Below are 26,352 nucleotides of genomic sequence, written 5' to 3'. Positions count from 1 at the left end.
TAAAACAAGATGTATACACGTTCAGTGGTATTTTGGCTGTCTGCATTGACGGCTACCTCCACGTTAGCAGCAGACACTTCTGCTGCCACTTCACACCCGCCCACTTCAACCGTGAAGCAAGGCTACTTTATCGATGCGCCAGTGACTGGCTTGTATTACAAAACCAGTTCCAATATCACTGGCGTCACTCAGCAAGGGGCATTTCACTACCAACCTGGTGATGTGATTAGTTTCTTCCTTGGCAACGATGATAAAGGTTATCTGCTGACAACCTTATCGAGCCAAGAAGTGCTTACACCGACGATGGCAACAACCAAACCCAGTCGCAGCATCAATATGACGCGCCTGCTGCTCTCTCTCGACAGTACGCCTGAGAATCGTAAGGAAATTGTCTTAGCCAACCGCGTGTTGTCTGATGCTCGCTTTCAAAACCAGCTCAAGGGCCTTGACCTCAATTATCTGGATGACGCCAAACGTCACCTCAATCTCGACTGGGTGTCTGTCGATGAGGCAATTGAGCACCTAAACGAAAGCCAGCTGTACATTGAGAAAAACTTTGCCTCAGATGAGATCATCTTCGAACCTCGCGGCATGACGTTCAAAAACATCGTGATCAAAAAGAAAGATTGGCAAGGCCGCGCTTGTGCTTACGATTTACGTTATCAACATCATCCTAAATATCGCCCTCCGTTTGGTGAAACTCGATTCACCATCACCAAAGATTCATTGATTGAGCACCCAAGCGTTGGCGACCATTTTCAAGGCTGTTTCCTCTCGATGAAGCGCCCTATCACGGAAGACATTGTCGAGCCGATAAGCAAATTTGCGGATTGGTTTAATATCGTCGGTTGCTCAATCACTGGGTGTACCCGCAACGACTTGAATGGTTTCTCTCTCGAAGACTTTGATGATGAAGGCGACTGGAAATACCGCTCCGTTGCACTCAACTTTGATCCAAGTACTGAGCTACTGATGGAAAAAGTACAAGGCCTTGGGCGTAAAAAAAACATCCACCACCACAATCGTACAGAAATGCTGTGGTTTACCTACCCCAACACGAACGAACACGACATCGACTACCTCGGGGTATGGCAGCAGACCCAATACCACCAGCAGTCCATGACACAATCGTGCCTATTGATGCGCCACCAACAAGTCATGCGACTGCCGCACAATGCAGACACCTGTCCAACCGACGCAAGCCTATACACCCAAGATGTCACCCAAGAGTATGCGGACATGTGGTGGGTCAACAATGACGAACCCAAAGCCGAGCTTGCGCAAATGAATGTCATGGTACGTTGGTCAACGACCCCAGCCGAAATCAATTACACCACGTGGGAATATTTGCCCGCTGGCGCAACTTGGGAACAAGGCATTTTATATCGCTATCAACAAGATGTTCTCCGCAACCGAGACGGCTCTGATCGCATTGAAACCCACACCATTTCTGAATTTGTCAAAGTGAGCGAGGATGTATAACCATGGCAACAGCAGTAGCACTGACACAAATCATTCAACAATGGCAATCTGGTGATAAACAAGCCGAGAGTGAGCTTTACCAATTTGCGTATTTGCAGTTACGTAAGATCGCCCAACACGAGCGTGAACGAAACGCGGAAAAGTACGGCACCGACAACAAGGTATTGGCCGATAGCGTCAACAGCACCACGGCATTAATTCATGATGCTTACCTGAAGATGTCCAACTGCGACATGAGTGAAATTGAAACAAAACGTGATTTCTTTTTGATGGCCGCCAAAGTGATGCGTCAAATCTTGATCGATAACGCACGCTCACACCAAGCGCAAAAGCGCCAACACATTACGTTGATGAGAGATGAAGAAGATCGCTTCGAACAATTGATCATCATGGATAAAGCTCTGGATAACTTTAGTAGCCGTTACCCACGCCAATCAAGTGCACTCAAACTCAAGTATTTAATGGGAATGAAAAACCAAGAAATCAGTGAACTACTCGAGTGCAGCGCTAGCTTAATAGAGAAAGACCTAAAATTCTCTCGCAGTTGGTTGCAATCACGAATGGCGCACGCGTAATGATAAGCAAAAAGTTTTGGATAATCGGCGCCATCTGCGTTGGTTTGCTCGGCGTATACTGCATGTCAGACGAATCCAGCTTGGCATCCGCGGCGGACTCATCAGACAGCACGAGCCAATCAACCACGCGAACACATCGTCAATATGAGCGCACATCTTTAGTTGAAGTAAAGCAAGCGTTGACAGGTTCTGCGTTGGAGAACGCCCACAAAAAAGACGGTGATGACGCCTTCAACTCTGCCATTTTAGGACAACCAGGGCCAGTTACGAATCCATTTCATACTACAGAAGACGGCTCTTTTTACGACTCGTCATTGGGTTATGAAGACAGCCGCTCAAAAGAGGATCCTTCAGAGAACAATAAACCCATCATCAACCTCACGGTGGAACAACAGCTACAAACCATTATTTATGCTTGGGAGCTCAACCAAAACTCTCCGATTAGCTATTCGCTCAATCTTAACCAACTGTTTGAAGACCCGGATGGTGATCTCCTCACCACTCGGATTTGGCTCGAAAACGCCAATGGATTAAGGGTGCTAAACCAAGGGCAAATGATGGTGCTAGGTGCACCAGAGAACATTAAAACCACCACATACCTGGCGGTAGCGGCGCGTGATGATTACCACGGCGACAGCGACCATGCGTGGGTCACAACACGTTTTGAGTTGCCTGTTGTCACTCCAGGTCACAATGACACGGAACACCCGTTAATTGGCGACATTGTCTATCGCTTGGAGACGACGCAAAATCTTGGCGGTACCGCGTACGCGTATGAAGTGGTGTATTGCGAAGCGTTTCAGTTTGAGGATGACGAGGTACGTTATGCCGCCTCAAACAACAAACACCAGTGTCCTGAAAAGGGAGACTTAAAAAAGGTGGGTGAGTATAAAATCAGTGATGACTCGTTGATTGTTTATGTCCACGGCGTACGCCAAATTTGGACCACCAAAAAGGTATACGCATCTCAGGTTCATAAAGAGACTCAGAACTATTTCACCACCGTGTTTGATGGCAAACAATTCGAAAGCTACACCATGCAAAAAAACAAGCAATCGATGGAAAAACGCATCAATGTCCACACTGGTGAGTACGAATATCAAGGAACGTTGTTTGACTACCTCTTTCCCATTTCAGGAGGGGGTTACATAAACGGGACTGCTAGCAACTACATATTTGATAGAAGTGTTCAGGGTAACGAACCAGTGCACAAGCTGGACTCTGATCTCAATATGAAATCAAACCAACATGACCTATTTTGTCATGATTATTTATTTTACTGGTACAGCTCTATCGTAGCGGGGCGAGGAGAGTTTGCCGATATTATCTCTAGCTCAATGGATTTTGACGGCGTAACTCCAATACATTGTGCTGAATGGCCAGATGATTACTGGCAACGAACATTTATGTTTTACAACCTTGAATACACAGATTACGACATATTCATTCCAGGCGAAGTCTACAGTTATGTGCTTAAACCTCACCCTCAATTTGCTGATCGCGTTGAGGAATTTAAGATCAACATGATTTATCACGCCCCTGTCCTTAGCGACACCCAATAAACCTTTTTTTACAGGTGGTTATTTTGACAAAACAATCATCCCCAAAATAAAACTGGAACCGTGATCAAATTATCAATTTTCCATCATAGACAAAAAATAGAAATAAATTTTACGGGTTTTGTGCGGTTTTTCGTGTCTTGAACCTAGGCTCAATAGTCATTAAAAAGACACCACTCTCTTCAATCTCACTAGTGAGATTGAAAGATAAAAACAATAAAAAAGCGACTTTCTCATTCGGAAACGAAACAAGGACAAATGAATAATGAATAAGGTGAGTTTATTAGCAGCGTCAGTGGCTATCGCTCTTACTGGCTGTGGCGGTTCAGATGGTGGTTCAAACAGTGCTAACAACGGTGTTGTGATCACTGGCTTTGACGGCTACTTCAAACATGCAGTTGTTTTTGAAGATACGAACAACAACGGCCAATGGGACACTCAAGAAACATTCCTTGGTCTGACCGATGAGAAAGGTCAGCTTAAATTGGATGCAAAACCAGAAAACACTCTAGCACTGCAGACCATTACACCAAACGGTGCAAAGCAGAAACAGCTTATCGCTTTGGATGCTAAAGAGTACGCTGGCAAATACACGGTTGATATGGATCATCCAGGCCAAGCCATGGCCCACGAAATCGTGTTCCGTGCACCAACATCGTCAAACGTGATTTCACCTATCACAGACCTTGTTGCGATTGAAATGGCAAAAGATCCATCCATTAGTGAAGAAGACGCAAAAGCCAAGGTAAACCAAGCGCTAGGAGGCTCAGAAGAAGCACCAATTGATCTGTACAGTGATTTTGTTGAAGGTGCGACAAAAAACGCCGAACTACATAAAACCGCTCAGATTCTGACCGACTCAAAAGCGCAAAACCCAGCTAACTACGAGAAAAAGGCCACTGAATTTGCTCAAGCGGCAAACCAAGAAGTCGATCGTCTTATCGCATCCGGCGAAAACATCAATGATGCAAGCCTACGCCCAATCATCACTGACGCGACCCCAAATAGCGACAGCTTAGCACCTGAAACGGCAATCAATAACAAGCTGACCGTAAACGAAACCATCGAAGAGGCGGCTGAAGATAAGCTTGGTCAGTTACCAAAAATCGTACAAGGCGCAGGCTTTGATGGCGTTGAACTAAACATCGAAGGTCTTTTCACAGACAAAGACCAAAACCTTGTGACAACCAAACTGACGCACAACTTAGCAGGTACAGGCATTGAAGTTGTACAAACTGGCAACCTGATTGTTCTATATCCGACTGCTATCGTAGAAAAAGCTGGTGATTTTGAGATCGTCCTAACGGCGCAAGACATTGATTCTTCAGGTAAGGTTTTGGGTACGGTAAGCACCGTATTTAAGTTCGAAATCGAATCGGCAAACTTACCACCAATGGTTGTAGAAACAGAACAAGCGCGTCTACAGTCCATCGTTGATGGTTGGTACCTACAACAAGGTGAAGTATTTGAACAAACGCTCGATATTTCTAGCTTGTTCCAAGATAAAGACGGTCATATCACCGACTACTCAGCGGACTATGTGGACATTGAAGGTCTAACAGTATCTGAGGATGGTAATGCGATTGTCACCATTAAAGGCACACCGACAAAAGCGAGCGAAGCTGGTGCAGCACTTGCGATTAGCGCAACAGATGGCCATACCGCGGTACAGATTGCGCTCAGCATGCCAACGGTTATCGAAGGCGTCACGCCACCACCAGTAGTGCCGACTTTGGGCTTCACTCAAGAGCACTTCAACGGCCAAGAGTGGAAAATGGGTAGCTTTGCACAAAAAGACGGTGAAATTGGCTATGCCATGTTGATGCAAGACTCTGAAGGCCTACTATTCTGCTGGGGCTCAAACCATGATGAGATGAATCAAGAGTACAAAGCGAGCATCAGCGACTTCCTAGAAAACACATGGGAACACGATGCCTACGCTATTCTTGCCGATCTGGACCAACAAACTGGTTACGCGGAATACCACAATAAAGACTGTGAAGACGTCGAGCTGAAAGACGGCAAGCTATACAACAGCTACGGCGAAGAGTATGAAATGCTGTACCAGCACACAACCGAGCATAACGGCACTCAGATGATCGTTAAAATCTCAGATGATGAGCTGTTCTGGATGGATTCAAGCAATACACCATTCGCAGAATCACTTTCGGTTGCAGAACACATCAAACACAGCACGGTAGAGCATGACTTGATGGTAGAAAGTAAAGGCTCGGGCGACGACAAAGTCCTGAAATACTCATCAGGTACGTACGAATACGACGCTGATACTTACAACTACACGTCGTTCATGCCAACAGGATTCCAAACGCCAGGTAATTGGGAAATCCAGAATGATGAAGGCCGTGAGCTGCTGATTCTAAAAGAAACAGGCTCAGAGTCAGATTACAAAACTCGTCATCGTTACATCAACCGTGATTTTGGTGACTTCTACATCGGTATTCGTTGGAGTAAAGAGCAAAACGGTCATGAATCCGCGCCGGAATATGGTCTGTACTCTCACAACAAAGAAGCCATGACAAGCATCGCGAGTTCACTCCCGATTTTGGAGCCTGGCGATGATGACTAAAGCAACCATCGTTAACCCTTGCTGCGATAGCGTGCATTTGCGTAGAAGACGCAGAACGCTTTGGGAACGCTTGGTCGGCATAAAAGAAGTGTATATCTGCTCTAACTGTCACAAAGAAACGCCACTCAAATAGCGATAATATTTGAGACCGCAAAAAAGCCCCGAACTCGGGGCTTTCTTCTATCTTTTGACCGCAATATTTGAGTCGTTATTTCACGCACACTACGTTCAATAATGAGGTTCCGGTGAGCTGGTTTGGCTCACGATCTGCGAACAAACCTTTCTTATCTTTGCCCCAATACGGCAGTTGCAGTGGCCATTGATTTTTTTCCATCACACCAGACGCCCTCAACACTTTGAATTCTGCAGGGCTGGCTAAGCTCATACCCAGTTGCTGACATACTTTTTGCGAGTTTTCGTAGTTGAGACGATTCCACGGCTTGCCGTATTCCATGTAAAACTGATTGTGGTGATCGAGTAAATATGGCACCACGTACGTTTTGCCTTGTAAGGAGGTTCTCAACCGAACTTCAATGTCATCATTCCCGGTCACAACTGGCTTCGCTTTGGTCTTAGCAACAGGCTTGGAAGAAGAATTATCACGTGTATTTTTTGCCTTGGTCTTTGACTTCTCTGCCGGCGCTGTAAAGGCGTCGGTATCAGCTCGCACGGCAGGAACTGGCGCGGATTTCGGGGTCACCGTCGGTGTTGGCTTAACCGAAGATGCGGCTGATTTCGACGGCACAGCGGGTTTAGATGGTGTCGTAGACTGTTTATTCTCTTTTCCAACCACGCGGATGAACGCCTCTTTGTAATTCGACAAGGTTTTGACTCCTCGCAAATCCCCTCTCGCATCAGACAGATCTTTGTAAGGCCCAATCAAACAGCGATAACCTTTGGACTCCGGCTTCATCCACACGTCAGTCGTAATCTTGCTGTAAAGCGGCTTTGCTTTCGCGAGTGACATTGGCTTTGGTAGTAATCCGCATTGAATCCAGTAGAGGTAGTTGCCTCCTTGCGGCACTTTCTTTCCCCATACTCCGTTACCAATTGGGCACGTTTTCTCAAGCATCGGCAGTTCTTTCTCGCTGGCTTGAGTAGCTTGGCAAAGGAACTCCTCCGCCGATACTGGGCTAGAAAACTGGGCGCATACCAGCAACAAGCCGAAAGCTAGGCTTGCTTGGAAGATACGAGATGGGTGTTGTGCCTTCTTCATTTCCATACACTTCACTCTAAATTAGTGGGTAAGGTCATTATGGCGGCAAAGCGCCAAAAAAATGTGAACAAAGAATAACTAGCAAAAAAAGAGCCGGAATTTGCATCCGGCTCTCAGTTTAGGAAGGAATTAAGCGAATTTACAACGCTTGGCGGGAAAATTCTTAACCTTTGTACAGTTTCGGGTTGAATACATCTCGTAACCAGTCACCCAATAAGTTGATAACCAGAACCAGTGTAACCAACACGATGCCTGGGAAGGCAGTAATCCACCACGCACCTGAGAAGATGTAGTTAAAGCCGATGCTGATCAGCGCACCTAGTGACGGCTGATCAACAGGAAGACCCAAACCTAGGAATGACAGTGCCGCTTCCGACATGATCGCATTCGCTACCTGTACCGTCGAGATAACCAAGATTGGTGATAGACAGTTTGGCAGGATGTGACGGAACATGATGCGTGGCGCTTTAAAGCCCATCACGCGTGCCGCTTCTACGTATTCTTTCTTCTTCTCAGCCAGTACTGAAGCACGAATGGTACGTGCGTATTGCGGCCATTCAGCCACACCGATGATCACCACCAGCATCACCACCGCGTATTGGCTGTAAAAATCGCTGCCAAAGCTGGCTTTGAAAATGGCCGATACGATGATCGCCACCATCATGGTTGAGAACGATAGTTGAACATCCGCAAAGCGCATCAAGAAGCTATCGATACGACCACCGAAATAACCCGCCGACAAACCAATGATGATACCCAGAATCAACTGAAGACCGACGGCTAAAAAGCCGATCGTCAAAGACAAACGAGAACCGTAAAGAATGGTCGATAAAATATCACGGCCTTGCTCATCCGTACCAAGAACAAAACGCTCATCGCCCTCTTCCATCCAAGACGGTGGTAGCTCTGAATCCATGATGTCGATAGACGTCAGATCATACGGGTCAGTCGGAGCTAGAATTGGCGCAGCTAATGCCAACACTAAGAACATCATAAAGACCGTAAAACTTGCCATCGCCACTTTGTCGCGCTTGAAGTAATACAAAAAGTCCGACTCTTTAAAACGCTGCCATGCAGATGGAGCGGCTTCAGGAGCTGGTGTTACATTTGATTGGCTCATGATTAAGCTCCTTTTCCAGTTAAGTTCACAGTTGGGTTGATGATGCCGTACAGCAAATCAACGATGGTATTGGTTACCACGAAAATCAGACCAACAAAGATAACGTAAGCTGTGATCAACGGTGTATCGACACGGTTGATTGCCTCTAGGAAAAGAAAGCCTGTACCCGGCCACTGGAATACGGTTTCGGTTAGGATGGTGTAAGCCACCATGGTACCAATCTGCACGCCACCTACCGTCAATACTGGCAGCATGGTGTTCTTAAGTGCATGTTGGTAGTAAATCTTTTGTAAGTTCAAACCTTTTGCTTTCGCGAACTTAATGTATTCCGAGCTCAGTACTTCCAGCATTTCTGAACGTACCAGACGGATGAACAACGGCAGCATGATAGACGCTAGCGCAATACACGGCAGGATAAGGTGCTTAATACCATCGATGGTAAAGAAGCCAGATTCCCAACCGAGCACGTTAGCGGTTTCACCTCGCCCGTAGGAAGGCAGCCAGCCGAGTTCGATGGAGAAGACGTACATCAGCATGATTGCGGTTAGGAACACCGGAATCGAGATGCCGACACTACTCATCGCCATAACAAATTTGGTAAAGACACTCTTCGGGTGAATCGCGGAATACACCCCGAGTGGTATAGAGAAAACGATAATGATGAGCGTCGCGCCAAACACGAGCTCTAATGTTGCCACCAGCTTATCGAGGATCACCTCAACCGCAGGTCGCTTGAAAAAGTATGATGTACCCAAATCACCTTGCAGTGCATTACCCACAAAGCGCGTGTACTTTGTGATAAAGGGATCGTTCAGGCCCAATTCGTCGCGTAGCGCTTGGCGCTCCGATTCCGAAACCGACTGACCTACAAGCTCACGCAGCGGATCACCCAGGTTGTCCTGAATGGCAAACGCCACCAAACTGATCACAAACATCACTATCAGTGCCTGAAACAGGCGCTTGACCAGAAACGAAAACATTCCTTGCCCCTTAACTATCCATAGATCTCTAAACTTAGAGAGAAAATTCAGTCTGTAAAACTGGCTCAATCCGACTGAAACAAAACCGAGCCAAGTGTCGAAAACAGAGAAGGACTGGCGCCCCTCTCTGTCATGACTAAGTATGATTACTCGACAACTAGGTCGCCAAAGTAAGGCATTACCATTGGGTTCACGATATCTGCGGCTTTCACGTTAGACTTCGCGCCCCATGCTTCACTTTGCCAGTGTAGCGGTACGAATGCAGCATCGTTGTATAGCGTCGCTTCGACACCTTTCAGCATTGCTGCACGTTTCGCAGGGTCCGTCTCTACGTTTGCAGCTTCAACCACTTTGTCCATTTCTGGGTTTGAGTAGTGACCACAGTTGTACTGACCACGACCGGTTTCTTCGTTACGAGTCATGGTTAGGAACTCGTTGAAGTTTGCCGAGTCCTCTGTATCCGAGTGCCAACCAATCATCAGCATGTCTGCCGCACACTTATCAAACTCAGGCCAGTATTGCGCTTTTGGCATAGTTTTCAGATCAACCTTGATGCCAATCTTAGACAACATTGCCGCCGCCGCTTGCGCTACTTTCGCATCGTTTACGTAGCGGTTGTTTGGCGCAATCATAGTTAGCGTCAGGCCGTTCTCGTAACCCGCTTCTTTCATCAGTTGTTTTGCTTTCTTCAGATCGTAGCGAGGTACTAGCTTGTCATCGTGACCAACGTAACCAGTTGGACTCTGCTGACCAGCTGCAGTAGCGAAGCCTTTCATGATTTTCTTAACGATGCCTTCGTTGTTGATTGCGTGAACAATCGCTTGGCGAACACGAACGTCTTTCAGTGCTTCGTTGCTGTTTTGGTTTAGTTGGAACGTGATGATACGAGTACCTGGTAGCGTGACTAGGTCGATGCCGTCTGCGTCTTTCACACGTTTGTGATCGTTTGGTGCTACCGGGTGAATCATGTCAACGCCGCCAGAAAGTAGCGCAGCTACACGAGTCGCGTCTTCTTTGATTGGAACAAGCGTTAGCTTATCAACGTTACCTTTCGACTCTTTGTCCCAGTAATCTTTAAAGCGTTCAAATTCCACTTTTACGCCCTGTTCACGTGAAGTCACAATGAATGGACCCGTGCCAGATACGTTAGTCGATGCAAATGAGTTACCGTGCTTCACTAGCTCAGACTTGTCTTTGCCGTCTGCGGTTTTACCCGTGTAGAACTTGCTGTCCATAGGGAAAATGTACGTTGCAGTTTGCAGCACTAGTGGGTAAGGACCTTTGGTTACAAGATCGAACGTGTTGTCGTCCACTTTGACGATTTTCTCGTACGGGTCGAAAATGTTTTTAAAATCAGGAGAACTTTGTAGACGCTCAAACGTCCATACAACGTCGTCAGCCGTTAGGGTATTACCAGAGTGGAATTTCACACCTTCACGCAATTTAAAACGAACGGTAGTGTCGTTAATGCGCTCCCAGCTCTCTGCTAGACGAGGTTCGAAATCCATTTTTTGAGTAAAGCGAACTAACGGATCAAATACCATGTGTGACATTTGCAGTGTGCCACCTGATAGCTGCTCATGTGGGTCAAGCGATACTGGGTCAGCTGCGTAGCCAACTTTGATATCTGCTGCCAGTGCATTAAAGCTTAGGCCCGCCGCCATTAGCGCCACTGCTAATTTGCTTTTCATGGTTTTCATTTGCATAACTCCTTCATGCGGGGATACGGATCCCTTGTTGTTGTGTTTGCGTCTTTGTTATGACTAAAGGTTAGCCAAGCGAGGTGCTTGGTTTATGCCGTCTCGATCTCTTCTCGCAAGCCTGTAAATTCAGGCATCAGAGAAATCAATTTTTTGCTGTATTCGTGTTGGGGTGCCGTAAATAACTGTTCTGTTGGTGCCACTTCTAAAAGTGTACCCATTTGCATCACACCTACTCGGTCACACATCTGACGAATAACAGGTAAATCGTGGCTGATAAACAACATAGTCAAGTTCAGCTCACTTTGCAGATCTTTCAGCAAGTTTAGAATTTGTGCCTGTACCGATACGTCCAGTGCCGATGTCGGTTCATCACAAATCAAAAGTCGAGGACGAGTCGCCAACGCACGCGCAATAGAAATACGCTGACGCTGACCACCGGAGAATTCATGAGGGTACTTAAGCCCAGCCATTCGACCCAAACCAACATGATCGAGAAGGTCATTCACGATTTGGCGAGTTTCCGACTCGTTTTTCGTCAGTTTATGAAAACGGATTGGCTCAGCAATAATATCGAATACCTTCATACGAGGGTTCATTGAGGTATACGGGTTTTGGAACACCATCTGCATTTGACGACGCATTGGGCGGCGTTCTTTCTCAGAGGTTAAAGCTGTCAGGTCAATACCCTCAAACTTCACCTGACCAGAGTTAGGTTGGTATAAACCAGCAATAACTCGCGCAATGGTTGATTTACCAGAGCCAGACTCACCCACCAAACCAAAGGTTTCGCCTTCATGCACTTCAAAGCTCACATTATTGGATGCCTGCACGTATTCGCGACGGCTTTCAAATAAAGAGTCTTTGGTGACAAAGCGCAGATTAACGTTCTTCACGTCCAAAAGCGGGCCTGTGTACTCGCGCTCATCCTGGCTTTGTCCTAGCCAGTGATTCTTGATGTCGAGTGGCTCCATTTCTGCCGCTTCTTCGATGTAGCTGACCAAAGGGAAGCGATCGAGCTTTCTGTCTGAACGTGGAACGGCTGAAATTAGACTGCGAGTATAGGAGTGATCAGGATCGCCCAACACTTTGGCTGTTGGTCCAAACTCCACCAAGTCACCACGATACATTACCGCGACGCGGTCAGTGACGTTGGAGACCACACCCATATCGTGAGTAACCAGCATACAGCCGACATTGTTCTTGATACACAATTCTCGGATCAAGTTGAGGATTTGGTCTTGGATAGAAACGTCTAACGCCGTAGTTGGCTCATCGGCGATGATCAGATCTGGCTCACCAGCCAAAGCAATCGCAATGACGACACGCTGACGCATACCACCAGAGAATTGGTGTGGGTATTGTTTCAAGCGGTTTTCTGGCTGCGGGATGCCAACTTGCTGCATCAGAGAAAGCGCACGCTGATACGCCTCTTCATCAGAGACTTTCATGTTGGCGTGGATCGTCTCTTTCAGCTGCTGCTCAACCGTAAAAAGTGGGTTAAGTGAGGTCATTGGATCTTGGAAAATAAAACCAATCTTCGATCCGCGAACCTTACGCATCGCTTCTGGTGATAAACCAGAAATTTTTTCTCCATCCAGGAAAACATCGCCGCTAGCAACGCGACCTGGAGGGCTAAGCAAATCAATAACGGCGTTACCAACGGTGGATTTACCCGCACCTGATTCGCCAACAACACCCACGATTTCACCACGTTCAATATGAAAAGAAAGTGACTTCACGGCAGCGTGAACGCCGTGTCGGGATGGGTATTCAATACGAAGGTTTTTCACTTCTAATAGTGACATTTCAGACCTCTACTGCCTTGTCTGTGGTATCGAATCGCGCCAAAGGCACCATTCATCACCTGAATGAATCCGTTCAAATTCAGAATAATACTCTGAAATCTTAATGCGGAAACAATTTGGCAAAAATCACACAAAAAAGCAACAATTAAAGTATATTCCGCCGAGAAAACATTAAATAAACGCACAATGAGCGAATAAAAATGCATTAACAAGTATTTAACCATTTTCATATCACACTATTTTTGTGCGCCATGCACCAATAAAACTAGAAAAATGCTCTAAAAATAAGCATGGGCCAACCAGAACCATTACCCACATTATTCATATGTGATTGTTAACATTTAACAAACAATATCGTATGCGAAAAGCAATTTTTCAACATAAAAAACTATTAATAAAATAGTCGGCAAATATAAAAAGCCAAACTTAGAAAGAGAAAAGATAGGCTAAAACGTGAACACAACAGCAAAACCACACAAATCCTCTGTCGACGACGATTATGCGCCGCTTAAGCGGTTTGTTGACTAAACAAAAGAAAGTGCGGTTACCATCACTCTCCCAGTGTAGGTGAAGCACGTCGATTTTAACCCTTTACGGCACAATTGAGAGTGGGATAATAGATAATCAATGTTAGAGCCAAGCTGTAAATGAAAGGAGCCCCTGTGCTTAAAGCGATTTTTTTTGATATGGACGAGACTTTATGTGCGACGTCACAAGCCGATAAAGTTGCAGGACAAAAGTTTACGACTTGGATTCATAAGACCTACCCGCAAGTTACCGAACCACAAGCTTTCTTACAGCGCTACTTACAGGGTGTGTACAAGAAGCTGAATGCGGAATTCCCTCACCTTGTGGCTCTGCTACCTGATGAAAACGCGTTCCGTTGTGGCCTGATCCAAAACATATTGGCGGAGCACGGAGTCAGCATTAATGCCGAAGAGGCTCAACAAGCTCAAGACTACTTTGACTCTGCACGTATGGGCGCGTTCACTTTCTTCCCTGGTGTAAAAGAAATGCTCAGCGACCTTCGTCAGCATTATAAACTCGTCGTGATCACTAACGGCCCGATTTTTTCTCAACACCCTAAACTCAGCGCGACACAGATGAGCGACTGGGTGGACCATATTATTGTGGGGGGAGAAGAGCCTGAAGAGAAGCCCGCTGCGAGCATTTTCCAAAAAGCGCTCGACTTGGTCGAAGTAAAACCAGAAGAAGCCCTACACATTGGCGACTCTTTACCAGCAGATATAGCAGGCGCTAACAATATGGGCATTTTGAGTGTGTGGGTAAATGCGACAGGCGCAAGTAACTCAACAGATATAACGCCAAATTTTGAAATCCAAGAAACGGTAGAGCTGAGAGAAATCCTTAAAACACTCGCCCAATAAAAGTAGCGGATTAGAAAAACACAAAACCCCAGACGTCGTTCTGGGGTTTATTTTGTCAGCTCGAAAAGCATTTGGATCATAGGTGGTCAAAAGCCCCTAGAGCTGTACACTTTTGGTGAAATTGAAATCGAATGCAGATTCTTTCTAAGAGGATAGATGCAAAAAAGCCCCAGTCTTTCGACTGGGGCTCTAAATAGCGGTCGGTGAAGAGCCGAATTCTAACTTCAGGCGAACCCCTTGGGTTCAAATCCATTGATACGTTGCCGACTAATACAGTCCAAGCGAGATCATAAACTCTAAAACGACGAAAGCCTGCTAAAAAGCAGGCTTTCTAATAGTGGTCGGTGAAGAGGGATTCGAACCCCCGACCCTCTGGTCCCAAACCAGATGCGCTACCAAACTGCGCTATTCACCGAGCATATATTCTTTAAATAAAGAATGGGGTGGCTAACGAGACTTGAACTCGCGACAACCGGAATCACAATCCGGGGCTCTACCAACTGAGCTATAGCCACCATCAAATTGTCATGTTTACCGCTATCTCAGCCATAAACTAAATAGTGGTCGGTGAAGAGGGATTCGAACCCCCGACCCTCTGGTCCCAAACCAGATGCGCTACCAAACTGCGCTATTCACCGACGATGTTTTATCTTGATTTAATCAAGATTGGGAGCAATGCTACCGCATTCAATCTAAAAAAGAAAGAATGGGGTGGCTAACGAGACTTGAACTCGCGACAACCGGAATCACAATCCGGGGCTCTACCAACTGAGCTATAGCCACCACTGATTTTTACCGATGTATCCTCCGAGGCAATGGTACGCCCGAAAGGATTCGAACCTTCGACCTTTGGCTCCGGAGGCCAACGCTCTATCCAACTGAGCTACGGGCGCATGCCCTATCGGCGGAGTGGAATAATACGGATATCACACTATGCCGTCTAGTACTTTTTTTACTTTTTTTATCGTTTGGTCTCTTTTTCGACAGTTATCTTCCTTTAAACTGAATTTTTGATGTGATTCACGCCCTGTCATGGATAACTTGTTGTTTATTGCAACAAGTTATCGGGATATAATCACCCATTATTTACATTGATTTAACAGCTGCAACCAAGTTGTCTAATCATTCTATGCCATTCAGTGGAATTTAGTGATTTCTCTGCTCGGCATTAATACTCTAACTATATAAATAGGTAAGTCACTTACCTCGGGAATGTGAAGTGGGTTTAATGGATATGTCTCGACAAATGATTAGCGTTTTGTTCGCTGCCTTAACGTTTTCTACGGCAGCTTTAGCTTCTGACATCAGCCAAACTGAATACGATGCGATCGCAGAACGCATCCAACCTGTCGGTGATGTTTATCTAGCGGGTTCTGAGCCAGTGAAAGAAGAACCAACCGGTCCACGTGATGGCGCCACAGTTTATGGTACTTTTTGTATTGCTTGTCACGCATCTGGTGTAAACGGCGCACCTAAAACAGGTAATGCCGATGACTGGGCACCGCGTATTGCACAAGGCAAAGAGACGTTAGTGAAGCACGCGTTAGAAGGCTTCAATGCGATGCCTGCCAAAGGAACCTGTATGGACTGTTCTGACGATGAAATCATCGCAGCAATCGACCACATGATTGAAGGTCTATAAGTAAAGACATCAACGAAAAAGGCTTGCCAACTGGCAAGCCTTTTTGTTTTTAGTCAGTGAACACAAGGATACTCTACTTCTTAAACATTGCTCGAATATTGGCAATGTGTGCCTGACCTTTCGCCATACGCTCTTCTGCTGATACTGGCTTTTTATTCACTTCCCATTCAACGTCATCAAATGGCAGCTCATCCAAAAAGCGGCTTTGAGTCGGTTTGATCAACTCGCCGAACTGTCGACGCTCTTTGCACATAGTGAAAGTCAGTTCACGCTGCGCACGGGTAATGCCAACATACATCAGACGACGCTCTTCTTCGACGTTGTCTTCATCAATACTGGTTTGGTGCGGTAAAATACCTTCTTCAGACCCAATTAAGTATACATATGGGAACTCAAGGCCTTTTGATGCATGCAGCGTCATCAGTTGTACTGCATCGCTGTCTTCATCTTCTTCGCCACGTTCCATCATGTCACGCAAGGTCAAACGTTGAACGACTTCTTTTAACGTTTTCTCTTCTTGATCGTAGTTGTCACCTTCTAGGTCCGCCACTATCCAGGAGTAAAGATCAGAAACGTTCTTCATTCGCATTTCAGCGGCTTTCGGGCTTGCTGAAGTTTCGTATAACCAATCTTCGTAATGGATATCGCGAACCAAGGAGCGAACCGCTTCGACGGTATCGCCACGCTCAGCTTGGTCAGCAATCGCCACTAACCATTGGGTGAAACGACGTAAGTTTTCCAGGCCGCGTCCCGTTAAGTGCTGTTCGAGCCCCATTTCAAAACTCGACTCAAACAGGCTCTTCCCACGCATATTGGCATAACTGCCTAGCTTTTCTAACGTTACTGGGCCAATTTCACGTCGTGGTGTATTCACAATACGTAAGAATGCATTGTCGTCATCTGGATTAACCAAAACACGCAAATACGCCATGATGTCTTTAATTTCTGCGCGTGCAAAAAACGAGGTGCCGCCAGAAATTTTATAAGGCACACGGTTTTGCATCAGAGACTTTTCAATTAAGCGCGATTGGTGGTTACCACGGTACAAAATTGCGTAATCACGATAGTCGGTTCGATTCAAGAATTTGTGTGCAATCAACTCCCCCGTGACACGCTCAGCCTCGTGCTCTTCATTTTTAGCCAACAACACTTTGAGTTTTTCACCGTCAGGAATTTCTGAAAATAAGGACTTCTCATAGACGTGAGGGTTGTTGGCTATCAAAATGTTGGCCGCACGCAGGATTCGACTCGTAGAGCGGTAGTTTTGCTCCAACTTAATCAATCGCAAATTCGGGTAATCTTCACCCAGCAAGACTAGGTTCTGAGGCTTCGCACCACGCCATGAATAAATGGACTGGTCATCATCTCCTACGACCGTCAATCGCCCACGTTCACCGACGATTAATTTCACCAACTCATATTGGCTCGTGTTGGTATCTTGGTACTCATCGACCAACAGATAGCGGATACGGTTCTGCCAACGTTGACGAACGTCTTCATGATTGCGCAAGAGTAAGACGGGCATCAAAATTAGGTCATCAAAATCGAGCGCGTTATAGGCTTTCATTTGCTTTTGGTACATATCAAAGCAGAACGCAAACAATTGTTGCTGCTCACCTTGCGCACGCGCTTTGGCTTGCTCTGGCGTCAACATGTCGTTTTTCCAATTGGAAATACAACTCAGAAGCTGACGTAGCAGGTCTTTATCACCATCAAGCTGCTTTTCGGTAAGTTCCTTGAGTAGCGCCAGTTGGTCTTGGTCATCAAACAGTGAAAAGCCCGCTTTCAATCCTAAATGCTTGTATTCGCGTTTGATGATGTTTAATCCCAAGGTGTGGAACGTTGATACCATCAAACCTTTAGACTCGGCTTTCCCCAACGTTTGGCCGACACGTTCTTTCATTTCACGCGCCGCTTTGTTGGTAAACGTCACCGCTGCAATATTACGCGCTTTGTAGCCACATTGCTGAACCAGATAAGCGATTTTATTGGTAATAACACGAGTTTTGCCCGAGCCAGCACCAGCTAGCACTAGGCATGGACCAGACACGTATTTCACGGCTTCATCTTGACTAGGGTTCAGCTTCATAGAAATTCTCTGCGGGTGATAAATGTGGCGCCTATGATAAAGGGGTGGCCTCGTGAAAGCTACGCTGATTTCTTGTAATTTTCATACCAACAAGCGCAACATTCTGTTGTATAAAAGGCGGGTATTTGAGCTATAATGAATGAACGTTCATTCACTAGTGGTAGGATTATGAAGGATAACCCTGCTGTAGATAAGCGAGAACAAATCTTAGTCGCTGCAGAGCAACTCATTGCTGAATCGGGCTTTCAAGGGCTTTCCATGCAAAAGCTCGCCAATGAAGCAGGTGTCGCAGCAGGAACGATTTATCGTTATTTCTCAGATAAAGAACATCTTTTGGAGGAGTTACGCCTTAACGTTGCAAAGCGCGTCGCTACGGCTGTGCAACTGGGCGTGAGTGAAGAGATGCCTTTAAAACAGCGATATCGAACCATGTGGCTCAATATTTGGAATCTAGCGAGCTCGAATTTAAATGCGCTCAGCAATCGAGTTCAATATGAGTCTCTACCCTGTTCAAATAGTAGTAAAGCTCGGGAACTTGAAAGACAAATGTTTGCCCAAGTAGATCTTCTTTTTAATCAGGGGAAAGAAGAGGGCGTATTCAAGCCTCTCGATAACGAAGTGCTTTCTGGGTTGAGTTTTGAGGCAAGTGTTGCACTTGCTAGGAAACACGCTTTGGGATTTTATCAACTGGATAAGGCGGCATTAGAAGCTGCTATTGAAGCCAGTTGGGATGCAATTATTAAACACTAACTTGGAGTTCTTAATAGAATGAAAAAGTGGACTTTCTTTATGTTACTTATCGCCGTTCTCTTGTTCGGCAGCGTGATAGGTTTCAATTTATTTAAGCAACAAAAGATTGCTGAATACATGGCAAACCGTCCTGAACCTGAGTTCCCAGTAACCGTGACGGAAGTACAAGCGGTTGATTGGGTACCAGTGATCGAGGCTATCGGTTTTATCGAACCAAACCAAGGTGTGACGGTCGCAAACGAAACCAGTGGTGTTATCGACAAAATCGCATTTGATTCCGGCACTCAAGTCAAAGCAGGTCAACCATTAGTACTGCTTGACTCTGACGTTGAGAAAGCGAATTTAAAGAGCTCGCAAGCCAAGTTGCCAGCAGCAGAAGCGAAATACAAACGCTACCAAGGGCTATTTAAAAAAGGCTCTATTTCTAAAGAAGCGTATGACGAAGCAGAAGCGAACTACTTCTCCTTAAAAGCGGACATTGAAAGCTTGAAAGCGACCATCGACCGACGCGAGATCAAAGCGCCATTTGATGGTGTAGTAGGTATTCGTAACGTGTACCTAGGTCAGTACCTACAAGCGGGTACCGATATTGTTCGCCTGGAAGACACCAGCGTGATGCGCTTACGCTTTACCGTGCCGCAAACCGATATTTCACGTATCAATATCGACCAAGAAGTGGATATCTTCGTGGATGCCTACCCAGATCAGCCTTTCAAAGGTTCAATTTCTGCGATTGAGCCTGCGGTTAACGTACAAAGTGGCTTGATTCAGGTTCAAGCAGATATCCCTAACAGTGATGGCAAACTGCGTAGTGGTATGTTCGCTCGTGCAAACATCATTCTGCCTAAATTAGAAAATCAGGTCACTCTGCCTCAAACTGCGATCACGTTTACGCTATACGGCGACAATGTTTACATCGTAACGGAAGAAGATGGCGAGAAACGCGTTAAGCAGCATGTGGTAAAAGTTGGCGAACGCTCTAAAGATATCGCACACATTCTAGAAGGCGTGAAGCCAGGTGATGTAGTGGTGACATCGGGCCAAGTCCGTTTAAGTAACCACGCAAAAGTAAGCATTGTCGAAAGCGATGCAACTACCCCACCTGCTGAAACACCAATGCTTTAAGTTGGAGGCATCATGCGCTTTACAGATGTTTTTATAAAACGTCCAGTTTTAGCGGTATCGATCAGTTTTTTGATTGCATTGCTTGGTTTGCAAGCCGTGTTCAAAATGCAAGTTCGTGAATACCCTGAAATGACGAATACAGTGGTCACCGTGACCACCAGTTACTACGGTGCAAGTGCCAACTTGATCCAGGGCTTTATTACTCAGCCATTGGAGCAAGCGGTGGCGCAAGCCGATAATATTGATTATATGACCTCGCAATCGGTGTTAGGTAAATCAACCATTACCGTCAACATGAAGTTGAATACCGACCCGAACGCGGCATTGGCTGACATCTTAGCGAAAACTAACTCGGTACGTTCCCAGCTTCCAAAAGAAGCTGAAGACCCGACTGTAACGATGTCGACTGGTTCAACTACCGCGGTATTGTATATTGGTTTTACCAGTGACGAGTTGTCTTCCAGCCAGATCACCGACTACCTTGAGCGTGTAATCAACCCACAGCTATTCACTGTAAATGGTGTATCAAAAGTCGACCTTTACGGTGGTATGAAATACGCGCTGCGCGTATGGTTAGATCCAGCAAAAATGGGCGCATTAAAGCTGACTGCAACGGATGTGATGAGCGTTCTTAACGCCAACAACTACCAATCTGCGACGGGTCAAGCGACGGGTGAGTTCGTGCTTTATAACGGCAGCGCGGATACTCAGGTATCAAACGTCGCTGAGCTTGAAGCGTTGGTCGTAAAAACGGGTGAAGGGGACGTTATTCGCTTAGGTGATATCGCGAAGGTAACACTTGAGAAGAGTCACGACGTTTACCGTGCAAGTGCAAACGGCCAAGAAGCAGTGGTTGCTGCAATCAACGCCGCGCCAAGTGCCAACCCAATCAACATCGCTGCTGATGTGCTTGAATTATTACCTCAACTTGAGCGCAACTTACCAAGTAATATCAAAATGAACGTGATGTACGACTCTACCATTGCGATCAACGAGTCAATTCACGAAGTAGTGAAAACGATTCTTGAAGCGGCAATTATCGTACTTGTAGTGATCACACTGTTCCTAGGTTCGTTCCGTGCGGTCATCATTCCTATCGTCACTATTCCACTCTCTTTGATTGGTGTGGCGATGGTTATGCAGGCAATGGGCTTCTCTTGGAACTTAATGACACTACTAGCGATGGTACTTGCCATCGGTCTGGTGGTGGATGACGCGATCGTGGTACTAGAAAACGTGGATCGTCATATCAAAGAAGGCGAGTCACCATTCCGTGCAGCAATCATTGGTACGCGTGAAATTGCAGTGCCAGTTATTGCGATGACATTAACGCTAGGTGCGGTATACGCACCAATCGCGTTGATGGGCGGTATTACAGGCTCGTTGTTCAAAGAGTTCGCTTTAACGCTAGCAGGTTCGGTATTTGTGTCCGGTATCATCGCTTTAACGCTATCACCTATGATGTGTTCAAAGATGCTGAAGGCGAATGAAAAACCGAGCAAGTTTGAGCAAAAAGTTCATCATATCCTTGATGGCATGACTAATCGCTATGAGAAAATGCTTACAGCAGTCATGGCTCACCGTCCTGTTGTAATTGCATTTGCGATAATTGTATTTGCGAGCTTACCAATTCTATTTAAGTTTATTCCTAGTGAGCTGGCGCCGTCCGAAGATAAAGGTGTGGTTGTTCTGATGGGTACCGCACCATCAAACGCGAACTTGGACTACATCCAAAACACCATGGATGACGTGAATAAGATTCTCTCTGATCAGCCAGAAGTAGAATACGCTCAGGTATTTAACGGTGTGCCGAACTCAAACCAAGCGTTTGGTCTAGCAACATTGAAGCCATGGAGTGAACGAGAAGCAAGTCAATCTGAAATCACAAAACGTGTGGGAGGCCTAGTTTCAAGTGTCCCAGGTATGTCTGTCACTGCGTTCCAAATGCCAGAACTGCCTGGTGCGGGCTCAGGCCTACCTGTCCAGTTTGTAATTACGACACCAAATAGCTTCGAAAGCTTGTTTACTATCGCTAGCGATATCCTGACCGATGTTGCAAGTAGTCCAATGTTTGTCTATTCCGATCTAGACCTGAACTACGATTCAGCAACCATGAAGATTAAGATCGATAAAGACAAAGCGGGTGCCTACGGTGTGACCATGCAAGATATTGGTATCACTCTCAGCACCATGATGGCTGATGGTTACGTTAACCGTATCGACCTTAACGGCCGCTCATATGAAGTGATTCCTCAAGTTGAACGTAAATGGCGTCTAAACCCAGAGTCGATGAAGAACTACTATGTGCGTTCTGTTGATGGTAAAGCCGTCCCACTAAGCAGCTTGATTACGATTGATGTGATAGCAGAGCCTCGCTCTTTGCCACACTTCAACCAGTTAAACTCCGCGACGGTAGGTGCGGTGCCATCGCCTAACGTTGCTATGGGTGATGCAATTAACTGGTTTGAAGACATCGCACAAACCAAACTGCCTGCAGGCTATAACCACGATTACATGGGCGAATCTCGTCAGTTTGTAACGGAAGGTAGTGCCTTGTATGCAACCTTTGGTCTTGCACTTGCGATCATCTTCCTCGTTCTGGCGATTCAATTTGAATCACTCCGCGACCCTATTGTCATCATGGTATCTGTACCGCTAGCAATATGTGGTGCCTTGATCGCGTTGGCGTGGGGTACGGCCTCAATGAACATTTACTCGCAGGTTGGTTTGATCACGCTGGTCGGCCTGATCACCAAGCACGGTATCTTGATCTGTGAAGTAGCCAAAGAAGAGCAGTTACATAATAAACTGTCTCGTATTGATGCGGTGATGGAGGCTGCGAAAGTGCGTCTTCGCCCTATCCTAATGACAACCGCAGCAATGATCGCAGGTCTGATCCCGCTGATGTACGCAACAGGTGCAGGTGCCGCGCAACGTTTCAGTATCGGTATCGTCATCGTTGCTGGTCTAGCAATTGGTACATTGTTCACACTATTCGTACTACCTGTGATTTACAGCTACCTAGCAGAAAAACACAAACCACTGCCAGTATTTGTTGAAGACAAAGACTTGGAGAAGTTGGCACGAGTTGATGAAGCGAAAGCAGCCCACCGTGAATTAGCGGATAACAGATAAGCTTTTAAGGCATTCAAAAAGGTCACTTCGGTGACCTTTTTTATTGCCGCTCTCTTTTTTGCCATCTAAATGGCGACTTTCACGTATCATTTACTTAAAATGAGGACAAATCAAAAGGAGTTTTAGCCACTATGTTTGACCCAAAGAAATTAGAGCAAATTGCTAAACAGATTCACGACTCAATGCCTCAACCTGTAAAAGAGTTGGGCTCTGATGTTGATCAGAAAGTTCGTCAAGTAATCCAAGGCCAACTAAACAAGCTAGATGTTGTAAGTCGTGAAGAGTTTGATGTTCAAACTCAAGTTTTACTACGTACACGTCAAAAGCTAACAGAAATGGAACAGAAATTGGCGGAGCTTGAAGAGAAGCTTGCAGAAAAATAAGTGTTAAAACGCTCCTCACAAAGGAGCGTTTTTCTTATCGGCGCGCAGATAAATCGGCTAAAAACAAAAAGGCTTGGTCAACGGTGACCAAGCCTTTTGATTAGATGTTGTGTTTTTGTATTTATCGACTCCAGTCTGGCCAGAGTTCATTTAATATTTTCTCTATTTTGAAGCAAAGAAAATTAGCCACCAACCGCGATGCGCTTCATATCTGTCATATAACCACGTAGTTCTTCACCGATATATTCTACAGGGTGGTTGCGGATTGTTTCATTCACAGCGATAAGAGTCGCGTTATCCACTTGGTTAGACGTTTCACCTAGACCTTTACCAATGACGTCTGTACTAACAGAAGGCATGAATTTTTCACGCAGTAGCGGCGTTGCTACATTAGCAAATAGGTAGTTACCATATTCAGCCGTATCAGAGATAACCACGTTCATCTCGTATAAACGCTTACGTGCGATAGTGTTTGCGATAAGTGGCAGCTCGTGTAGAGACTCGTAGTAAGCAGACTCATCGATGATGCCAGAAGCGGTCATCGCTTCAAATGCTAGCTCAACACCCGCACGAACCATAGCAACCATCAGGATACCGTTATCGAAGTACTCCTGCTCAGAAATTTCTACGTCAGTTTCTGGGTAGTTTTCGAAAGCAGTTTCACCCGTTTCTGCACGCCAGCCTAGTAGGTTTGCATCGTCGTTTGCCCAGTCAGCCATCATCGTGCTAGAGAAGTGACCTGTGATGATGTCATCCATGTGCTTGTTGTATAGCGGACGCATCAGCTCTTTTAGCTCTTCAGAAAGTTCAAATGCTTTTACTTTCGCAGGGTTAGTTAGGCGATCCATCATATGAGTGATACCACCAAACTTCAGAGCTTCCGTGATCGTTTCCCAGCCGTATTGAAGAAGCTTGCCTGCGTAGCCAGGTTCGATACCGTCAGCAATCATCTTCTCGTAACATACGATAGAACCAGCCTGCAACATGCCACAAAGGATAGTTTGCTCACCCATTAGGTCAGATTTCACCTCAGCAACAAAAGAAGACTCTAGACAGCCTGCACGGTGACCACCTGTTGCTGCAGCCCAAGCTTTCGCGATATCCCAACCTTCACCTTTTGGGTCGTTCTCTGGGTGAACAGCGATAAGAGTCGGTACACCGAAACCACGCTTGTATTCTTCACGAACTTCCGTACCCGGACATTTAGGTGCAACCATTACTACCGTTAGGTCTTTACGGATTTGCATGCCTTCTTCAACAACGTTGAAACCGTGTGAGTAACCTAGTGCTGCGCCTTCTTTCATTAGCGGCATTATCGTCTCAACAACGTTTGTGTGCTGCTTATCTGGAGTAAGGTTTACTACTAGGTCAGCTTGCGGAATTAGCGTTTCGTAGCTACCAACCTCAAAACCGTTGTCTTTTGCGTTTTTGAATGACTGGCGTTGCTCATCAATCGCTGCTTGGCGAAGCGCATAAGCAACGTCTAGACCAGAGTCACGCATGTTCAGACCTTGGTTAAGACCTTGAGCACCACAACCTACGATGACCACTTTCTTGCCTTTTAAGTAATCCGCTTCTGAAGCAAATTCGCTACGGTCCATAAAGCGACAACGACCTAATTGGTCCAACTGCTCGCGCAAGTTTAAGGTATTGAAATAATTAGCCATCTGGGTGCTCCTTTGAGATTCTTCCATTGAGGTCGGTAATTGCCTTACCGAATAACTTCATACTAAAACAGACATTAAATTGCTTAAAGTGATATATTCACAATTAGTTATTGCAATTTGTGCAACATGGAAATGAAGATTTAATGAATATCAAAAGCCTGCAACTTTTTATTCATCTGTGTGAGAGTAAAAGTTTCGCTAAGACCGCAGCAGCGATGCATGTGAGTCCTTCAGCCTTGAGCAGACAAATACAAAAGCTAGAGGAAGAAACTAGCCAACAATTATTTTTGCGGGACAATCGCAGCGTTGATTTAACGAGCCAAGGCAAAAAACTGGTTCCTGTCGCCTTAAAAATTCTTGGCGAATGGCAGCAGTACCAAAGTCACCTAAAGGGAGCAGAGGACGAATTGAAAGGAGAAATCCGTCTATTTTGTTCGGTTACTGCAAGCTACAGCCACCTGCCAGAGTTAATCTCTGATTTTCGTCTTCAGCATCCTTTTATCGAATTTAAGCTATCAACCGGCGATCCAGCTCAAGCGATCGACAAAATTTTAGCAGATGAAGCCGATATTGCCATCTCAGCCAAATCTGAGCAGATGCCAAGCAAAATCGCATTTGAAACGATCAGTGAAATACCGCTTTCTGTCATCGCTCCTGTCGGCGTGAGTTCATTTGCGGAAGAGCTACAAAAAGAAAGACCAAACTGGTCAGTAATTCCATTCATTCTCCCAGAAGCAGGGACAGCAAGAGATAGAGCCAATACTTGGCTCAAACGAATGAAAATAAAGCCGAATATCTACGCGCAAACGTCAGGGCATGAAGCCATCGTAAGTATGGTTGCACTAGGATGCGGTGTAGGTATAGCACCTGATGTCGTGATCAGCAATAGCCCGGTGAGAGAGAAGATAAATCGCTTAAAAGTGTTACCAATTAAGCCGTTTGAACTTGGTGTCTGCTGTACCAAAAATCAGTTAGAGAATCCTTTAGTGAAGGCTTTTTGGAAAGTAGCGGAGAGTAAATACATTATACCATTCTAGCTAAAAATATGATCTAATTAAAGCTATTCAAATAGTAATACCGACATGCTCATGGATAGCCTTAAAAATACCGACTTCAAAGCTCTTGCCCGCAAACAAAAATCTGTTC

19 protein-coding genes and 5 tRNA genes are annotated in these 26,352 nt (G+C 45.8%); 12 read left to right on the top strand and 12 right to left on the bottom strand.

Annotated elements, in window-relative coordinates; all coding sequences use genetic code 11:
- The first annotated feature begins 9 nt into the window (after positions 1-9).
- The 5 genes from NL643_RS10095 (at position 10) to NL643_RS10075 (ending at position 6,336) form a co-directional block, all read left to right on the top strand.
- Positions 10-1,482, top strand: a complete 1,473-nt coding sequence (locus NL643_RS10095; RefSeq protein ID WP_253644370.1) for a chromosome partitioning protein ParA — start codon at positions 10-12, stop codon at positions 1,480-1,482.
- Between the two features lie 2 nt (positions 1,483-1,484).
- Positions 1,485-2,057, top strand: coding sequence for a sigma-70 family RNA polymerase sigma factor (locus NL643_RS10090; RefSeq protein ID WP_005394366.1), 573 nt, complete (start codon positions 1,485-1,487; stop codon positions 2,055-2,057).
- A gap of 2 nt (positions 2,058-2,059) precedes the next feature.
- Positions 2,060-3,619 (top strand): hypothetical protein, encoded by a 1,560-nt coding sequence (locus tag NL643_RS10085; RefSeq protein ID WP_253644393.1) that lies wholly within the window; start codon positions 2,060-2,062, stop codon positions 3,617-3,619.
- A 262-nt stretch (positions 3,620-3,881) separates the two neighbouring features.
- Positions 3,882-6,203: an acid phosphatase gene (locus tag NL643_RS10080; RefSeq protein ID WP_253644369.1), complete on the top strand. Its 2,322-nt coding sequence runs from the start codon at positions 3,882-3,884 to the stop codon at positions 6,201-6,203.
- The gene (locus NL643_RS10075; protein ID WP_012841245.1) at positions 6,193-6,336 is read left to right on the top strand and encodes a hypothetical protein; all 144 of its coding nucleotides are present in this window, start codon (positions 6,193-6,195) and stop codon (positions 6,334-6,336) included. The genes NL643_RS10080 and NL643_RS10075 overlap by 11 nt, the downstream gene beginning before the upstream one ends.
- 75 nt (positions 6,337-6,411) lie before the next feature.
- On the opposite strand, the gene NL643_RS10070 is transcribed toward NL643_RS10075, so the two are convergent.
- From NL643_RS10070 to NL643_RS10050, 5 genes are all read right to left on the bottom strand, one after another.
- Positions 6,412-7,425, bottom strand: coding sequence for an SPOR domain-containing protein (locus NL643_RS10070; protein ID WP_253644368.1), 1,014 nt, complete (start codon positions 7,423-7,425; stop codon positions 6,412-6,414).
- A gap of 157 nt (positions 7,426-7,582) precedes the next feature.
- On the bottom strand, positions 7,583-8,539 hold the full coding sequence (locus NL643_RS10065; protein WP_005394358.1) for an ABC transporter permease: 957 nt from the start codon (positions 8,537-8,539) through the stop codon (positions 7,583-7,585).
- 2 nt (positions 8,540-8,541) lie between these two features.
- The gene (locus NL643_RS10060; protein WP_031780394.1) at positions 8,542-9,519 is read right to left on the bottom strand and encodes an ABC transporter permease; all 978 of its coding nucleotides are present in this window, start codon (positions 9,517-9,519) and stop codon (positions 8,542-8,544) included.
- Between the two features lie 146 nt (positions 9,520-9,665).
- Positions 9,666-11,219 carry an ABC transporter substrate-binding protein gene (locus NL643_RS10055; RefSeq protein WP_005394355.1) on the bottom strand — a complete coding sequence of 518 codons (1,554 nt, stop codon included), beginning with the start codon at positions 11,217-11,219 and terminating at the stop codon, positions 9,666-9,668.
- Positions 11,220-11,311: 92 nt separating this feature from the next.
- Positions 11,312-13,027 (bottom strand): ABC transporter ATP-binding protein, encoded by a 1,716-nt coding sequence (locus tag NL643_RS10050; RefSeq protein WP_005379108.1) that lies wholly within the window; start codon positions 13,025-13,027, stop codon positions 11,312-11,314.
- A 662-nt stretch (positions 13,028-13,689) separates the two neighbouring features.
- On the opposite strand from NL643_RS10050, the gene NL643_RS10045 reads away from it, so the two are divergent.
- Positions 13,690-14,415 carry an HAD family hydrolase gene (locus NL643_RS10045; RefSeq protein WP_005394354.1) on the top strand — a complete coding sequence of 242 codons (726 nt, stop codon included), beginning with the start codon at positions 13,690-13,692 and terminating at the stop codon, positions 14,413-14,415.
- Between the two features lie 338 nt (positions 14,416-14,753).
- Here the strand turns inward: NL643_RS10045 and NL643_RS10040 are convergent.
- The 5 genes from NL643_RS10040 to NL643_RS10020 all read right to left on the bottom strand — a co-directional run bounded on the left by NL643_RS10040 (position 14,754) and on the right by NL643_RS10020 (position 15,308).
- A tRNA-Pro gene (locus NL643_RS10040) sits at positions 14,754-14,830 on the bottom strand.
- Between the two features lie 24 nt (positions 14,831-14,854).
- Positions 14,855-14,930, bottom strand: a tRNA-His gene (locus tag NL643_RS10035).
- 46 nt (positions 14,931-14,976) lie between these two features.
- Positions 14,977-15,053, bottom strand: a tRNA-Pro gene (locus NL643_RS10030).
- 69 nt (positions 15,054-15,122) lie between these two features.
- Positions 15,123-15,198: transfer RNA gene (locus NL643_RS10025), tRNA-His, on the bottom strand.
- A gap of 33 nt (positions 15,199-15,231) precedes the next feature.
- Positions 15,232-15,308, bottom strand: a tRNA-Arg gene (locus NL643_RS10020).
- Between the two features lie 335 nt (positions 15,309-15,643).
- Between NL643_RS10020 and NL643_RS10015 the strand changes: the two genes are divergently transcribed.
- Positions 15,644-16,057 carry a cytochrome c5 family protein gene (locus NL643_RS10015; RefSeq protein ID WP_012841248.1) on the top strand — a complete coding sequence of 138 codons (414 nt, stop codon included), beginning with the start codon at positions 15,644-15,646 and terminating at the stop codon, positions 16,055-16,057.
- A gap of 73 nt (positions 16,058-16,130) precedes the next feature.
- On the opposite strand, the gene rep is transcribed toward NL643_RS10015, so the two are convergent.
- On the bottom strand, positions 16,131-18,146 hold the full coding sequence (gene rep, locus NL643_RS10010) for a DNA helicase Rep (RefSeq protein ID WP_005398170.1): 2,016 nt from the start codon (positions 18,144-18,146) through the stop codon (positions 16,131-16,133).
- 168 nt (positions 18,147-18,314) lie between these two features.
- Here rep and NL643_RS10005 point away from each other — a divergent pair, with 168 nt between their 5' ends.
- The 4 genes from NL643_RS10005 (at position 18,315) to NL643_RS09990 (ending at position 23,539) form a co-directional block, all read left to right on the top strand.
- Positions 18,315-18,896, top strand: coding sequence for a TetR/AcrR family transcriptional regulator (locus NL643_RS10005; protein WP_005398171.1), 582 nt, complete (start codon positions 18,315-18,317; stop codon positions 18,894-18,896).
- An 18-nt stretch (positions 18,897-18,914) separates the two neighbouring features.
- On the top strand, positions 18,915-20,021 hold the full coding sequence (vmeC, locus tag NL643_RS10000) for a multidrug efflux RND transporter periplasmic adaptor subunit VmeC (RefSeq protein ID WP_005398173.1): 1,107 nt from the start codon (positions 18,915-18,917) through the stop codon (positions 20,019-20,021).
- A gap of 12 nt (positions 20,022-20,033) precedes the next feature.
- Positions 20,034-23,156: a multidrug efflux RND transporter permease subunit VmeD gene (gene vmeD, locus NL643_RS09995; RefSeq protein ID WP_048624578.1), complete on the top strand. Its 3,123-nt coding sequence runs from the start codon at positions 20,034-20,036 to the stop codon at positions 23,154-23,156.
- A gap of 131 nt (positions 23,157-23,287) precedes the next feature.
- Positions 23,288-23,539 carry an accessory factor UbiK family protein gene (locus tag NL643_RS09990; RefSeq protein ID WP_005398178.1) on the top strand — a complete coding sequence of 84 codons (252 nt, stop codon included), beginning with the start codon at positions 23,288-23,290 and terminating at the stop codon, positions 23,537-23,539.
- Between the two features lie 182 nt (positions 23,540-23,721).
- On the opposite strand, the gene ilvC is transcribed toward NL643_RS09990, so the two are convergent.
- A complete protein-coding gene (gene ilvC, locus NL643_RS09985; protein ID WP_005398179.1) occupies positions 23,722-25,206 on the bottom strand; it encodes a ketol-acid reductoisomerase in 1,485 nt (494 codons plus the stop codon).
- A 143-nt stretch (positions 25,207-25,349) separates the two neighbouring features.
- Here ilvC and ilvY point away from each other — a divergent pair, with 143 nt between their 5' ends.
- Positions 25,350-26,243 carry an HTH-type transcriptional activator IlvY gene (ilvY, locus tag NL643_RS09980; RefSeq protein WP_253644367.1) on the top strand — a complete coding sequence of 298 codons (894 nt, stop codon included), beginning with the start codon at positions 25,350-25,352 and terminating at the stop codon, positions 26,241-26,243.
- Positions 26,244-26,352: the final 109 nt, after the last annotated feature.

The organism is Vibrio sp. Y42_MX_L11, from assembly GCF_024181785.1.
Classification (GTDB): Bacteria; Pseudomonadota; Gammaproteobacteria; order Enterobacterales; family Vibrionaceae; genus Vibrio; species Vibrio diabolicus.
Note: the sequence above shows the minus strand (reverse complement) of the source record. Positions and strands in the feature narration are given on the sequence as shown.